The sequence below is a fragment of the Salinivibrio sp. IB872 genome (genome assembly GCF_001995345.1).
Taxonomy (GTDB): Bacteria; Pseudomonadota; Gammaproteobacteria; order Enterobacterales; family Vibrionaceae; genus Salinivibrio; species Salinivibrio proteolyticus.
Genome location: NZ_MUFO01000020.1, coordinates 14,400 through 29,085, shown reverse-complemented (window position 1 = coordinate 29,085; position 14,686 = coordinate 14,400). Strand labels below are relative to the sequence as shown.

Genomic DNA, 14,686 nt, shown 5'->3' with positions numbered 1-14,686 from the left:
AAGTCAGCTATAGTTTGTCTCGCTTATATAGGAACCTGATCTTCAGGCAAACTTTTTAATTAGGAGCTGAGTTATGGTACTCGTAGGTCGTCAAGCACCAGATTTTACTGCCGCAGCCGTTCTAGGTAATGGCGAAATCGTTGAAAACTTCAACCTGAAAGAGTTCACCAAAGGCAAAAAAGCTGTTGTCTTTTTCTACCCACTCGACTTCACTTTCGTGTGCCCATCAGAGCTGATTGCATTCGATAAGCGTTTCCAAGACTTCCAAGCGAAGGGCGTTGAGGTTATCGGTGTGTCAATCGACTCTCAGTTCTCACACAACGCATGGCGTAAAACTGCCATCGAAGACGGTGGTATCGGTGCGGTTAAATACCCACTGGTTGCAGACGTTAAACACGAAATCTGCAAAGCGTACGACGTAGAGCATCCAGAAGCAGGTGTTGCTTTCCGTGGTTCTTTCCTCATCGATGAGGAAGGCGTTGTACGTCACCAAGTCGTGAACGATCTGCCACTTGGCCGTAACATCGACGAGATGCTGCGCATGGTTGACGCACTGAGCTTCCACCAAAAGAACGGTGAAGTATGCCCAGCACAGTGGGAAGAAGGTAAAGCAGGTATGAAAGACTCACCAGAAGGTGTTGCTGCATACCTGTCTGAGCACTCTGCTGACCTGTAATTATTAACGGTCAAAAGGTGACGTGCCCTACGCACTGGACAATGTGAGATAATAATGAGGCCCGGTTAAACCGGGCCCTTTTTGTATCTATTCCCCCATGACACCTGACTTGGATTGTCACGCTTCCCTTTCCTTTCTACCGCTTCTACTAGGTAATTCCCCTGCCTGCTGTCACAATACAGCCTTTATTATTGACACTGTGTTGCTCACTAAGGGGTGGTATGTCTGTCTTGGTCGAAGTTTGTATTGATAGTATTGGCTCTTTAAAGGTGGCAGAGCGCGCTGGCGCTGACCGCATCGAGCTGTGTAGTGCACTGCGCCTTGGTGGACTCACGGCCAGTTACGGCTATATGCAACTTGCCGTCCAACAAGCGAATATTCCCATTTATGCCATTATCCGGCCACGTGAGGGAGACTTTTTATACAGCAGTGACGAAGCAGAAGTCATGCTCAAGGATATTGCGATGGCACGCCAAGCTGGATGTGCAGGCGTGGTGATCGGCGCACTGACAGCCCAAGGACGGCTCGACTTGCCACTTATCGATGACATGTTGGCAGAAGCCAAAGGCATGGGCGTGACGTTTCATCGCGCGTTTGACCACTGCGCCGATCCTGAATCAGCACTGGAAGCGCTTTTAGCGCGTCCCGCGATTGAGCGGGTACTTACTTCGGGCCAAGCCAGCAGCGCAGAGCAAGGTAAAGAGGCACTGAAACGCTGGGTAGAAATGACCCGACAGGCTGCTTTACAGATCATGCCTGGCGCGGGGGTCACGCCTGATAATGCTGCCGCGATCCTCTCCCACTGCGGCGCGCGTGAAATTCATTTATCTGCCCGTATGGATCAACCCAGTGCCATGCAACACCGCGCAGGGGCCACCATGGGCGAAGGTGATGATGCCTGTTACCCAATGACCAACCCCGCCATTATCCGACAAATAAAAGCCCTTTCCGCACACTTGTAAGTGTGTGCAACAGGCTATGACACAACATTGAACTGTGACTGACTCGGATATTTTGATGCGCGAGCGCCGTCCTCGAGGCGGTAGCGTTGCATCGTAAAGGCGAGTTTTCTACCGTAAAAGCACAATGGTGTGAAAAGGAGTTTCCCTTGTCGGATAAAACATCAAGCAAAATCAGCAAAAAGCACTACGAAAAGAAACTGACGGAGCTACAAACCGAGCTAGTCAAACTGCAAGAGTGGGTCAAGCAAGAGCGCCTCAAAGTGGTGGTGTTATTCGAAGGGCGAGACGCCGCGGGCAAAGGTGGCGTGATCAAACGTATTACCGAAAAACTCAACCCACGTGTATGTCGCGTCGTCGCGCTAGATAAGCCCACCGAGCGCGAGCGTACCCAATGGTATTTCCAACGCTATGTTGAGCACCTGCCTGCCGGTGGTGAAATCGTTCTGTTTGACCGCAGCTGGTACAACCGGGCGGGGGTTGAGCGAGTGATGGGATTTTGCTCCGACGAAGAATACGAAGAGTTTCTACGTACCTGTCCCGAGTTTGAACGCATGTTAATGCGTGCTGGCATCATCTTGATTAAATATTGGTTTTCAGTTTCTGATGACGAGCAAGAAAAACGCTTTGCCGAACGTATTAGCACCCCCATTAAGCGCTGGAAGTTCAGCCCGATGGACTTAGAGTCTCGCAGCCGCTGGGTGCAATATAGCGAGGCCAAAGATCGTATGTTTGCTTACACAGACACCAAAGACAGTCCGTGGTGGGTGGTCGAAGCGGACAATAAAAAGCACGCACGGCTCAATTGCATTGCGCACTTGTTATCGCAGATCCCGTATCAAGAAATCACCTACCCCGAGGTCGAGCTACCTGAAATCAATAAAGAAGGCTATGTACGCATGCCACTTGAAGAGCAAAGTTTTGTGCCCGATCAAGTTAGTGAGTGGCTCAATAATGAGCCAGACGATTAACCCTTATTTAAGCAGTTTTTCCAGCTCTTCTTTTTGAATATGGCGAACATCTTTTCCTTTCACAAAGTAAATGATGTATTCGCAAATATTCTGACAGCGGTCGCCAACACGCTCAATGGCGCGTGCTGACCACATCACTTTCAGCACGTTAGGAATTGAGCGTGGGTCTTCCATCATGTAGGTCATCAGTTGACGCAAGATCCCTTCGTATTCACGATCTAGGGAGTCATCTTTACGATACACCCGCATCGCCGCCTCAATATCCATACGGGCAAACGCATCCAGTACCTCGTGCAGCATTTTCGCCGCACGTTGCCCTAGCGCTTCCAATGAGACGAGAAAAGGCTGCTGAGAGTGACTGGAGTTATCCAGTGCCATTTTCGCGATGCTGTCCGCCACATCACCAATGCGCTCAAGATCGGTAATGGTTTTGATGATCGCCATCACCAGTCGCAAGTCACTGGCGGTCGGCTGACGTTTGGCAATAATTCGCGTGCACGCCTCATCGATCGCTACTTCCATGCCATTGACTTTGTGATCTTCACGAATAACATGACGCGCCAGATCGACATCTTGGTTATGCATGGCACGCAGTGCATCGGTCAGTTGGCGTTCGACCAACCCCCCCATGGTTAAAACATGGGTTCGAATGGCTTCAAGCTCGGCATTAAACTGCCCTGAAATGTGGCGACTGATGTTATGGTTGTCCAAGGCCTGCTCCTTATCCGTAGCGACCAGTTATATAGTCTTCAGTTTGTTTATTTTTCGGCGTCGTAAACAAGGTGTCCGTGTCCGCGTATTCCACCAAACGCCCCATATTGATAAATGCGGTTTGATCCGAGACACGCGCGGCTTGTTGCATATTATGGGTGACGATCACCACGGTGTATTGGCTTTTCAAATCATTAATCAACTCTTCAATCGTCAACGTTGAAATCGGATCCAACGCTGATGAGGGCTCATCGAGCAACAATACCTCTGGTTCAATCGCGATCGCACGGGCGATAACCAAACGCTGCTGCTGACCGCCTGACAAGCCAAATGCATTATCATTGAGTCTGTCTTTTACCTCATTCCACAAAGCCGCCCCTCGCAGCGCTCGCTCTACCGCATCATCGAGCACCCGCGGATCATTGATACCCTGCAGGCGTAACCCGAACACCACATTTTCATAAACAGATTTAGGAAAAGGGTTGGGCCGCTGAAACACCATACCAACTTGGCGGCGTAATGCGGGCACATCAACGTCGCGATCGTAAATATTTTGCCCATGCAGGGTCACTTCCCCGCGAACACGACAGCCATCAACCAGATCATTCATCCGATTAATACAGCGTAGCAAGGTCGACTTACCACAGCCGGACGGGCCGATAAACGCCGTGACCTTTCCCTTAGGGATCAGCATATTAATATCAAACAAGGCTTGTGTTTGCTGATAGTACAAATTGAGATGACGGATCGACAGCGCGGTTTGCTCTTCAGGCAAATTTGCCAAATCGAGCTCGGGCGTCAGGCCAATTCGGGAGTTTATCRAAAACATAGGTTGTCGAGCCTCATCATTATTGTTCCAAATCGCGATACTTTTCACGCAAGTAATGGCGGATCCCGATAGCGGCAAGGTTTAACGCCACAATCACAGACACCAGTAAAAACGAGGTGGCATATACCAGAGGGCGTGCCGATTCAATATGGGTACTCTGAAAGCCAAGATCATAAATATGATATCCCAGATGCATGAACTTACGTTCGAGGTGCAAAAAGGGGAAGTTACCATCCACCGGCAAAGCTGGTGCCACTTTCACTACCCCCACCAGCATCAAAGGCGCAACCTCACCGGCTGCACGCGCAACGGCGAGGATCAGCCCAGTCATCATCGCCGGACTTGCCATCGGCAGCACAACTCGCCACAGTGTCTCGGCTTGGGTGGCACCTAATGCAAACGCACCATGACGAACACTGGTCGGGATACGTGCCAACCCTTCCTCCGTCGACACAATGACCACGGGCAGCGTCAAAATCGCCAATGTTAACGCTGACCACAGTACGCCCGGCGTTCCAAAGACAGGGGCCGGTTGAGCGGCTTGATAAAAGAGCTCATCAATCGAACCACCAATGAAATAGACAAAAAAGCCCAAACCAAAGACGCCATAGACGATCGAAGGTACCCCGGCCAAATTGACAACTGCAATCCTAATCATCCGTGTAAACGCGGTTTTTGGCGCATATTCATGAAGGTACACCGCGGCAATCACCCCAAGCGGTGTCACAATCACAGCCATCAACAGCACCAAAAACACGGTGCCAAAAATGGCCGGGAACACACCGCCAGAAGCATTACCATCTCGTGGTGGCTCTGAGACAAACGCACCAATTTGATGGCCCCAAAAGAGCAGCTTCTCAACCCCGCTCATTGCGTTGGGGTACCATACCGCCAAGACGTTACGAAGTGGCAATAGCACTTCTTCATGATGGCTATCTTTGACCACTAACATGGCATCATCTTGGTGATGGCGTAAACTTTCCAGCTTCTTCTCAAGCTGGGAATATTGGTCCAATAGCTGCGCGCGCTGCTCTGCGATATGGTCCGGGGGCTCACGATTTGCGGCATGGGCCAAGGCCCAGCGTTTTTCCTCTAAACGCAGCTGTTCCAGTTGATAATTGACACTGGCTAGGTGGACGCGTTCAATGTCATCAATCACATCACGTCGCGCGGACAAGGCGTCAAGGCGCGCTTCAAGATCTGCCTCATCTAAACGATGGCGCGTACCTTTCTCATCTACCAACGCAACAGGCCACCCATAGAAAACCCCATTCTCGACCCGCTCTATCATGGCTAACGATGCCGGAGTAAATTGGCTGCGAATGTTAAACGTCAACAACTGCCGGAAGTCCACTCCCTCACGCTCGCGATTACCGGTCTTGACCACTAAACGGGCATAATCTGGGTTAGCATCTTCCGGTAATGTGATGCCTGCATCTTGCAGTTGCGTCGCGTCGACACGGTCCGTTTGGTAAATCTGCCCAATCACCGTTTCTTGGCCTTCGGGTGTATTGAGCGTGAACTGGGTAATGGGCGTAGGCCAAAAATAGCCCAACCCGCGCGCACCAATAAGAAGCAACACACCAAGGATCGCAATCAAGCTGACACTGACCATGCCTGCGGTTATCCACACCCAAGGGGTTCCTGATTTCATCCATGCGCGCATAAGAGCTCTCATCCCCACCTATAAGTTACTGTACTTGTCACGCAAGCGTTGGCGTACGAGTTCAGCTAAGGTGTTAAATACAAAGGTAAATACAAACAGAATAAATGCGGTTAAAAATAACACGCGATAATGGGAACTCCCCACCTCAGACTCGGGCATTTCAACCGCGATATTGGCGGACAAAGTGCGCAATCCCTCTAACAGATTCCAATCCATGATGGGCGTATTCCCGGTCGCCATCAATACAATCATGGTTTCGCCCACCGCTCGTCCTAGTCCCATCATCACCGCCGAAAAAATACCAGGGCTTGCGGTGAGTAATACCACACGTGTCAATGTCTGCCAGTGAGTGGCCCCTAGGGCCAACGCGCCACTTTTTAAATGCGGTGGTACAGAGAAAATGGCATCTTCCGCAATCGAGAAAATGGTTGGCACTACCGCAAAGCCCATCGCAATACCGACTACCAGTGCGTTACGCTGGTCATAGCCTATCCCTAATTCATGGGTGATAAAGCGACGCGCATCGCCGCCAAACCATAGGTGCTCTAACCAAGGCCCTAATTGCCAAGCCACCAAGGCAATCAGTAACAGGGCCGGAATGATCACCAAGATTTGTGCGTTGTCCGGTAAGCGGCGGCGTACATAGCGCGGGATCATTCGCCAAATCATGCTAAGGCCCAGCAAACAAAGTGGCACCATCAGCAACAGTAAAAATACCGTGGGCAGGTGTTGCTCAACCCAAGGGGCTAACCAGAGCCCGGCTAAAAAGCCGATAATAACGGTTGGCAGTGCCTCAATGGTTTCAACCGTCGGCTTCACGACTTTACGTAACCCCGAAGACATAAAATAGGCAGTATAAATCGCCGCACCAATCGCCATCGGGACGGCAAATGCAAGCGCAAAGAGTGCCACTTTCAGGGTGCCAAAAATCACCGGAACCACGCTTAATTTGGCTTCAAACGTGTCATCCGCAGAAGTGGATTGCCACACATATTGGGGCTCTGCGTACCCTTCGTACCAGACTTTCTCCCAGAGTGAGTGAACACTAACTTCTGGGTGTGGGTTATCGACAGCAAACCATTGCCATACACCATCGGTGGCGGTAATCAGTGCCTGTGCACGAGGAGAAAATGCCATTGCTTGCGGCAAGGTATCGAGCATGGCCGCAAAATAACGTTGCTTTTCGCTGGTCGCATGCAGCAAGCTCAGCCCCCCTTGCTCATCCGCAACCGCAATACTTTTACGATGCAGCTCCGGTGAGGCCACAAACTTCCCTTTGGCTGGCTGAAATAACCGCACTTCGGTCAGCGATGGCTGGCCACTTTTCACCACATCAAACCACTGACTCAAGCCGCCATCTTGATGGTGTAACATTAACGAACGCCCACCTGCGAGCAAGGTCATCGCCTGAACCGGACTCTCCACCACATTGGCAAGATTAATGGTTTCACGCACGGCCATCTGTTGCCCGTGAATTCGCCACACCGTCAGTGTGCTGCCTTGGCGAACAAAGAGGCGCTGTCCGTCAGGCGAGAGCGCCATATTATCAACCGGCTCACTCAGCGAGTGCCGTTCAATTCGTCCACTGCGATAAAGCACCAACTCCTGTGTGTGTGTCACCGCCACCAAAACAGGGGCTATATTTTCGCCGTGTAAACTGTCTGGCACAGCGAGCGCTAATTGGCGTAGCGCCGACGAGTCCAGTATCACAGGTAAAGGAAATGCCGCCATACGGCGCAGCTTGGGTAATACCGAGGTACTATCGCCATACTCAGCGCGAAAACGTAGCTGCCAAACACCTACTTGCCCCGGTTTGATTTCTACAGCCATAAAGGGCGCCGTGGCAGGCACTGTCGCCATCGCAGGACGAGGAATATCTGATAAGTTGCGCGCCAACATCACAGTGGCAACTTGGTCGACCTGTAAAGGACGACGAGCTACGGTTAAGGTGCCACTGTCATCAAGCGCATAAACCAGCTGCTCACGATTGTCAGCGCCAATAAAGTGCGGCGTAGCTGGTGTTGGCACACTAAAACGGCCGGTCGGCGTCATACTCGCTTGATGAAAAAGCGGTAACACGACGGTCAGTAAATAAAAGAACAAGAGCAGTAAAGTGACCAATACCATCACGCCACCAAGACGTACTGTATGCCGTGTAAACGTGTCTTTTAAACGTCTTACTCGATTGGCATCTTTGAGTGATGGTGAAGTGTGAGTCATTCGTGCCTCTTGTTTTAGATCAAGCCCTTAATTGTATGTCATTACAATGACATTTTTATGACATCCCTACTCTGAACAGGGATACCACCGAGGGCTGTACGCAATAAAAATGAAACAAACGGGCTTTAGGCTGGCGCAGGTTGATATTGGGCACAGTTTAGCGACTTTACTGCAAAGCAGCATAGACAACACCTTGACCGGCCTCAATAATTGACCCGACAATCGCCGTAAGGATCACGCATGAAGCATTTTGTTATCACACTGATGGGTCCCGATCGCGCTGGGCTGGTTGATCAAATCTCACAGACCATTTTTACGCATCACGGAAGCTGGCAAGCCAGCCGCCTTAGCCAACTCGCCGGACAATTCGCAGGGATCATCCATCTATCTGTATCTGATACCCATGCGGATGCGCTCGTCCATGCGCTTCGCGAATTGGATGGCTTACAGCTGCTGATCACCGACGCCAAACCAGTCACCCCTAACCCGACCACACATACCTTGTCGGTTACGGGCAACGATCGTCGCGGCATTGTTCAAACACTCAGCCAATTACTGGCGGCTCACGGCATCACTATTAATAAACTCAATGCGCAAACACAAAGCGCAGCCAATACCGGTGGGCAAATTTTTACTGCTGATTTTTATCTGGATATTCCGCCGGATGCGGATATCTCCATGTTACACGAAGCCCTTGAAGCACTGTCCGACGATTTGATCGTCGAGTTTGACAGCAATTTCACCCAGTAGAACAGGATTTTCTCACGCTTTATGACATTAGATACTTACCACGTCGACAAAGAATTAAGTTGGCTATCTTTTAACGAACGCGTTCTCCAAGAAGCCGCCGATAAGAGCGTACCCATTATCGAACGTGTTCGTTTTTTGGGGATTTTCTCCTCCAACCTTGATGAGTTTTATCAAGTGCGTTTCGCGGACGTTAAACGCCGTATCATCATTGACGAAGAGCGTGGGGTCGACAGTCATGCCAAAGAGCTTTTAAGTAAAATTCAAGCGAAAGTCGTCAAGCTAAACCAAGATTTCGACCACCTCTACAACGATATCTTGTTGGAGATGGCGCGCCGCAATATCTTTCTGGTCAACGAACGTCAGCTCACCGATAACCAATCCCAATGGCTAAAGCGCTATTTTCGCAGCAATATTCTGCCCTACATTACGCCGATTATGCTGACCAAAGACGTCGATGTATTGAGCTTTCTGAAAGATGCCTACTCGTACCTCGCCGTGCAGCTTAAAAAAGAAGGGGAAGAGCCCAAGTATGCGTTGATTGAGATCCCAACAGATGATCTTGACCGTTTTATTAAAGTCCCTGAGCCCAAGGGGAAACGACAGCGCAAAACCATCATCTTGCTCGATAACATCATTCGCCTATGTCTCGACCAAATTTTCAGCGGCTTCTTCGACTACGACACGATCGATGCTTATGCCATGAAAATGACCCGAGATGCAGAGTACGATCTCACCAATGAGGTGGAGCACAGCCTACTCGAAAATATGTCGGAAAGCTTGGACCAACGCCTCACCGCCCTCCCGGTGCGTTTTGTATACCAACGGGATATGCCGCCGGAAATGGTGAGTAAACTCATCCAAGTGCTGAAGATTTCTGATTATGACAGCGTCCTACCCGGTGCGCGTTATCATAATTTTCGCGACTTTATCGGCTTTCCTAACGTCGGGCGAAAATATCTGGAAAACCCGCCACTGCCGCCATTCGAATCGGCCGATTTTCAATTACATAACAATGCTTTTGACGCGATTCGTGAGCGCGACATCCTGCTTTACTATCCGTACCACACCTTCCGTCATATGACAGAGCTGGTCCGTCAGGCTTCTTTTGATCCTTCCGTGCGCAGCATTCGCATTAACGTATACCGGGTGGCAAAGAACTCGCGGATCATTAACTCCATGATTGATGCAGCCAATAACGGCAAGCGTGTGACCGTAGTAGTCGAGCTACAAGCCCGTTTTGATGAAGAAGCCAATATCGAATGGTCGCGCGTGCTCACCGATGCTGGCGTCAAGGTCGTATTTGGTACCCCAGGGCTTAAAATTCACTCCAAGCTTTGCCTGATCTCACGCCGAGAAAATGGCGAATTACGTGATTATGGCCACATTGGCACCGGTAACTTCCACGAAAAAACGGCCCGTATTTATACCGACTTTGCACTTTTTACCGCCGATCAGCAGATCACGTCTGAAATTCGTAAGGTCTTCGAGTTTATCGAAAACCCTTATCGTCCGGTCAAGTTCAATCATTTGATCGTGTCACCACGTAACTCTCGACGCCGCATTCAAAAGCTGATTGAGCGCGAAATCGAACACGCGAAAGCCAAGCGTAAGGCCGGGATCACCTTAAAAGTGAACAACCTTGTCGATAAAAGCTTGGTAAACCTGCTTTACCGAGCCAGTAGCGAAGGGGTAAAAATCCGCATGATTGTGCGCGGTATGTGCTCTTTAGTGCCGGGCGTAAAAGGCGTGAGTCAAAATATTAAGGCGATCAGTATCGTCGATCGGTTTTTAGAACATCCACGTGTATTTGCGTTTGAAAATGGCGGTGAGCGTGATGTCTATATCTCTTCCGCCGACTGGATGACCCGCAATATTGATAACCGTATCGAAGTCGGGGCACCCATCCGCGATCCGCGCTTAAAAGATCGCATCATGGACATCCTCGAGATCCAATTTTCCGATCGGACCAAGGCGCGTATCATCGACAAGGAGATGTCGAATACCTATGTTAAACGAGGGAACAAGAAAAAAATTCGATCGCAAATCGAGACTTACGATTTCCTCAAGCAGTTGGAGAGACAAGAACTCAAACACGCGGAAAAGTTGCAGCATGACACTCCCCCAAGCAAGTAATGATAAGCCGCGAGAGATTGCGGCCGTCGATCTTGGCTCTAATAGCTTTCATATGGTGGTTGCCCGCGTGGTCGGGCAAGGCCTACAAATTATCAGTCGCCACAAGCAGCGGGTGCGATTAGGCGCAGGGCTGGATAAAAAGCAGCGCCTAAGCGACGAAGCGATACAACGTGGTGTTGACTGTTTAGCCATGTTTGCCGAACGCCTTAATGGCATTGAGATAGACAACGTACGGATCGCAGCAACCCATACGTTACGCCAAGCCAAAAACGCACATGAATTTATTGAACGGGCGAATCAAGTCTTCCCTTACCCGATTGAAATTATTGCGGGTGAAGAAGAAGCACGCCTGATTTATCTGGGGGTCTCTCACACCCAGCAAAATCTGGGTCGCCGTTTAGTGATTGATATCGGTGGTGGCTCAACCGAGCTTGTGATTGGTGAAGACTTTCAGCCCCTGCTCGTTAATAGCAAACGCATGGGATGTGTCAGCTATAACGAACGCTTTTTCCCACAAGGCGCGCTGAGTGAAAAGCAGTTTCTCGCTGCCCAAACGGCTACCCAACAAAAATTGGAAAGTCTGGCGAGTCAATATCGCAAAGCAGGATGGCAAGTCGCGTTAGGCGCATCGGGCACCATTAAAGCCATTCGAGAGGTGGTGATTGGGTTGGGCGATGAGGATGGCATTATCACGCGCAAGCGCTTGGATAATGTGATTGAAAAGCTATTGAAGTTCAAACACAACGATAACATCGATTTACCGGGATTGACCGAAGACAGGCAGCCTGTCTTTGCCGCTGGGGTGGCGATTTTATCCGGTGTTCTCGACGCGCTCAAAATTGATGAATTGCGCTTCTCAGATGGTGCTCTGCGTGAGGGCTTGCTGTATGAGATGGAAGAGCGCTTCCAACGCACCGACATCCGTGGCCGAACCACAGATGATATGGCCGCACGCTACAATGTAGACCTTGCCCATGCACGGCGGGTGCAACAGACAGCCGCCCACTTCTACGCACAAGCCGAGCCCGAACAAGGCAGTAAAAAAGCGGAATTGGCTGGATTACTCAATTGGGCCGCTTTATTACACGAAGTAGGGTTAAGCATTGGTTATCCGGGCTATCACAAACATTCGGCGTATATTCTCAGCAATACTAACCTACCCGGTTTTAACCAAGAGCAACAAACCGTCTTGGCAACCCTCGCGCGCTTTCATCGTAAAGCGTTAAAGCTGGGAGAAATGCCCAAATTCACCTTGTTTAAACCCAAACTGATCGAAACGCTTATCTGCGCACTGCGACTCGCCTGTGTGTTGCACTCACAGCGCAATGACGAAGCTCTCCCCGAGATTAAGGTGACTATCGATAAAAACGGCGGTTGGCAGCTGCAGTTTCCCAAAGGCTGGCTGGGTGATAATCGCTTACTTGCGGCCGACCTGACCGCAGAGCAAGACTACTGGCAAGCGGCCGGCTGGTCGCTTTGTTTTAGCGACTAATCCAATCCAAGTGCGTGGCGCTGCGCATGCACCACTTGCGCCGGGAGGGGAATATACCCTTCTCGGCTCACTTCCTTTTGCCCTTGAGCAGAGAGGATATACCCCATAAACGCGGCCTCAAGCGGAGCCAGCGGCGCGTTGGGTGCTTTATTGATATAGAGGTATAAATACCGTGTCAGTGGGTACTCACCATCGCGAATTGATTGCTGAGTCGGCAGAACAGCGGGCTTGCCGGGATGACCGACGGCGAGCATTTTCGCCCCCGACGCTTGGTGACCCATCCCCGCGTATCCGATCGCATTTAATGAAGAGGCCACGGACTGCACCACAGATGCCGATCCCGGTTGCTCGTTGACGTTGGCGCGAAAGTCACCACGACACAATGCCGCCTGTTTAAAGTAGCCATAGGTGCCGGATACCGAGTTACGCCCAAATAATTGTAGATCGCGATGTTGCCAACGCCCCGTAAGCCCTAACTGCCCCCAGCGGGTAATAGGCTCACTCGCCCCACACCAGAGCGTTCGCGAAAAGATAGCATCCAGCTGATTGAAGTTAATTCTCTGTAGCGGGTTATCTTGGTGGACATAAACCGCCATGGCATCAATCGCCACCGGCACAGCGGTGGGTGGATAACCGAATCGAGCTTGGAACGCATTTTCTTCACTAACCCGCATCGGACGGCTCATTGGGCCAAGTTGTGCGGTACCTTCCACCAGCGCGGGGGCCGCCGAGGCAGAGCCGGGGGTTTGCAGCTGGACATTTACGCCCGGGTACAAACGCTTAAACCCGTCGGACCACGCCGCCATCATGTTGCCTAGGGTATCCGAACCTACGGAGTTTAGGTTCCCCGAAACCCCGCTGATACGCTGATATTCCGGCAGCATTGACTGGGTCGTATGGCTATGGGCCAGTGCAGTCCAAAGCAGGCTGACACAGAGTATGCCCCACCTTAACATGCCAATCGCTCCGGCAGCGTAAATGCAAAGGTACTGCCCATCCCTACCTCACTTTGGATCTCGAGCTCCGCATCATGATGGCTCAGGGCGTGCTTGACGATTGCTAAACCCAGGCCGCTGCCACCGGTTTCACGAGAGCGCGCCTTATCGACACGATAAAAGCGTTCGGTTAAGCGATCGAGGTGTTGCGGAGGAATGCCTTCGCCACTATCCGTGACCTCTAAACGCGGACCTTTGTCGGTGCGATACCATTTGACGGAAATCGCCGCCTGCGCTGGGGTATGCTTCACCGCGTTATAGACTAAATTGGAAATCGCGCTGCGGAGTTGGTCGTCATTGCCTTTTACTTTTAGGCTCTTATCAACATCAAACATCAGCACATGCTCACGATCACCACTCAAGGTTTGCGCCTCTTTTTGCAAAACATCCAGCATGGCTGGCACATCAACATCGTGATCTAATTCTGGTTTTGCGGCCGCCTCAATTTTCGATAACGTCAGGAGCTGCTCAACCAGTGATTCCATGCGCGATAGCTGTTCAGTCATAACACCATGCGCTTTCGGCCACATCGGCCCTATCACCATGTCAGGATCTTCTGTCATCTCGAGATAACCGCGCAACACCGTCATTGGCGTACGCAGTTCATGTGAGACATTGGCGAAGAAGTTGCGTCGCATTCCTTCCAGCTGTTTGAGTTGGGTGATATCACGCACCACCATCAAGAACTCTCCCTCGGCATAGGGCATGGTACGAAATTCTAAGGTGCGCGCACTGTTGATGTGGGAGCGCATTTCTAACGGTATATCGTAATTTGCCTCGGCGATGTAGCTGACAAACTCAGGCGCTCGAATAAGATTACTGATATGTTGGCCATTATCATCTGGCATTCGCAAGCCAAGGAGTTCTTGTGCCAGCTTGTTACACCACACAATCGAGCCATCACTTTCAAAGACTACCACCGCATCGGGCAAGGATTCGGCCCCGTTGCGGAAACGACGGATCAGGTTTGCTAACTCTTTGCGACGGCGGCGATTACGTTTTTGAAGCCGATAAATGCCATTAAACAATGGCTCCCAGGAGCCTGTGCCTGAAGGCGGGGTCAGGCTTTTATCTTTCCATAGCCAGTCGGACAGTTTGATTTGTTGATGCAGATGCCAAAGCAACATGGCAACCGTTGCACCCAATAGCAACCAAGGCAGGCCACCGAACAGCCAGCCAATAATAAACCAAGGCAAATAAAAAAAAGCCAGCTCCCAAGCTAGCTTCTTCCAAGACAGTCGTTCGACCATTTACTCTCCATCCACCCCAACGTATGTGGAGCGC

The 14,686-nt window shown here is 50.8% G+C and carries 12 protein-coding genes; 6 read left to right on the top strand and 6 right to left on the bottom strand.

Translation table 11 applies throughout. The features are described 5' to 3' along the window. Window positions 1-73: 73 nt before the first annotated feature. The 3 genes from BZJ18_RS10030 to ppk2 all read left to right on the top strand — a co-directional run bounded on the left by BZJ18_RS10030 (window position 74) and on the right by ppk2 (window position 2,606). A complete protein-coding gene (locus tag BZJ18_RS10030; RefSeq protein ID WP_069590615.1) occupies window positions 74-676 on the top strand; it encodes a peroxiredoxin C in 603 nt (200 codons plus the stop codon). Between the two features lie 221 nt (window positions 677-897). Continuing rightward, on the top strand, window positions 898-1,638 hold the full coding sequence (locus BZJ18_RS10025) for a copper homeostasis protein CutC (RefSeq protein WP_077456427.1): 741 nt from the start codon (window positions 898-900) through the stop codon (window positions 1,636-1,638). A gap of 146 nt (window positions 1,639-1,784) precedes the next feature. After that, on the top strand, window positions 1,785-2,606 hold the full coding sequence (gene ppk2 / locus BZJ18_RS10020; RefSeq protein WP_077456425.1) for a polyphosphate kinase 2: 822 nt from the start codon (window positions 1,785-1,787) through the stop codon (window positions 2,604-2,606). Between the two features lie 3 nt (window positions 2,607-2,609). Here the strand turns inward: ppk2 and phoU are convergent, their stop codons facing one another. The 4 genes from phoU to BZJ18_RS10000 are packed head-to-tail and all read right to left on the bottom strand — an operon-like array spanning window position 2,610 to window position 8,032. Further along, window positions 2,610-3,317, bottom strand: a complete 708-nt coding sequence (gene phoU, locus BZJ18_RS10015) for a phosphate signaling complex protein PhoU (protein WP_069590609.1) — start codon at window positions 3,315-3,317, stop codon at window positions 2,610-2,612. 10 nt (window positions 3,318-3,327) lie between these two features. Further along, window positions 3,328-4,146, bottom strand: coding sequence for a phosphate ABC transporter ATP-binding protein PstB (gene pstB, locus BZJ18_RS10010; RefSeq protein ID WP_077456423.1), 819 nt, complete (start codon window positions 4,144-4,146; stop codon window positions 3,328-3,330). A 19-nt stretch (window positions 4,147-4,165) separates the two neighbouring features. Next, window positions 4,166-5,812 (bottom strand): phosphate ABC transporter permease PstA, encoded by a 1,647-nt coding sequence (pstA, locus tag BZJ18_RS10005; protein ID WP_077456421.1) that lies wholly within the window; start codon window positions 5,810-5,812, stop codon window positions 4,166-4,168. Window positions 5,813-5,830: 18 nt separating this feature from the next. Beyond that, a complete protein-coding gene (locus BZJ18_RS10000; RefSeq protein ID WP_077456419.1) occupies window positions 5,831-8,032 on the bottom strand; it encodes an ABC transporter permease subunit in 2,202 nt (733 codons plus the stop codon). 240 nt (window positions 8,033-8,272) lie between these two features. Here BZJ18_RS10000 and BZJ18_RS09995 point away from each other — a divergent pair, with 240 nt between their 5' ends. Genes BZJ18_RS09995 through ppx form a run of 3 tightly spaced genes read left to right on the top strand, consistent with a single transcriptional unit; the run spans window position 8,273 to window position 12,407 of the window. After that, complete coding sequence (locus BZJ18_RS09995) at window positions 8,273-8,782, top strand: glycine cleavage system protein R (RefSeq protein WP_077456417.1); 510 nt, start codon at window positions 8,273-8,275, stop codon at window positions 8,780-8,782. A 21-nt stretch (window positions 8,783-8,803) separates the two neighbouring features. Next, complete coding sequence (gene ppk1, locus BZJ18_RS09990; RefSeq protein WP_077456415.1) at window positions 8,804-10,915, top strand: polyphosphate kinase 1; 2,112 nt, start codon at window positions 8,804-8,806, stop codon at window positions 10,913-10,915. Further along, window positions 10,893-12,407, top strand: a complete 1,515-nt coding sequence (gene ppx / locus BZJ18_RS09985; protein WP_077456413.1) for an exopolyphosphatase — start codon at window positions 10,893-10,895, stop codon at window positions 12,405-12,407. The genes ppk1 and ppx overlap by 23 nt, the downstream gene beginning before the upstream one ends. On the opposite strand, the gene BZJ18_RS09980 is transcribed toward ppx, so the two are convergent. After that, window positions 12,404-13,363, bottom strand: coding sequence for a PstS family phosphate ABC transporter substrate-binding protein (locus tag BZJ18_RS09980; RefSeq protein ID WP_077456411.1), 960 nt, complete (start codon window positions 13,361-13,363; stop codon window positions 12,404-12,406). The two genes, ppx and BZJ18_RS09980, sit on opposite strands and share 4 nt — an antisense overlap. Next, the gene (phoR, locus tag BZJ18_RS09975) at window positions 13,357-14,652 is read right to left on the bottom strand and encodes a phosphate regulon sensor histidine kinase PhoR (protein WP_077456409.1); all 1,296 of its coding nucleotides are present in this window, start codon (window positions 14,650-14,652) and stop codon (window positions 13,357-13,359) included. Before phoR ends, BZJ18_RS09980 begins: the two co-directional genes overlap by 7 nt. Between the last annotated feature and the right edge of the window lie 34 nt (window positions 14,653-14,686).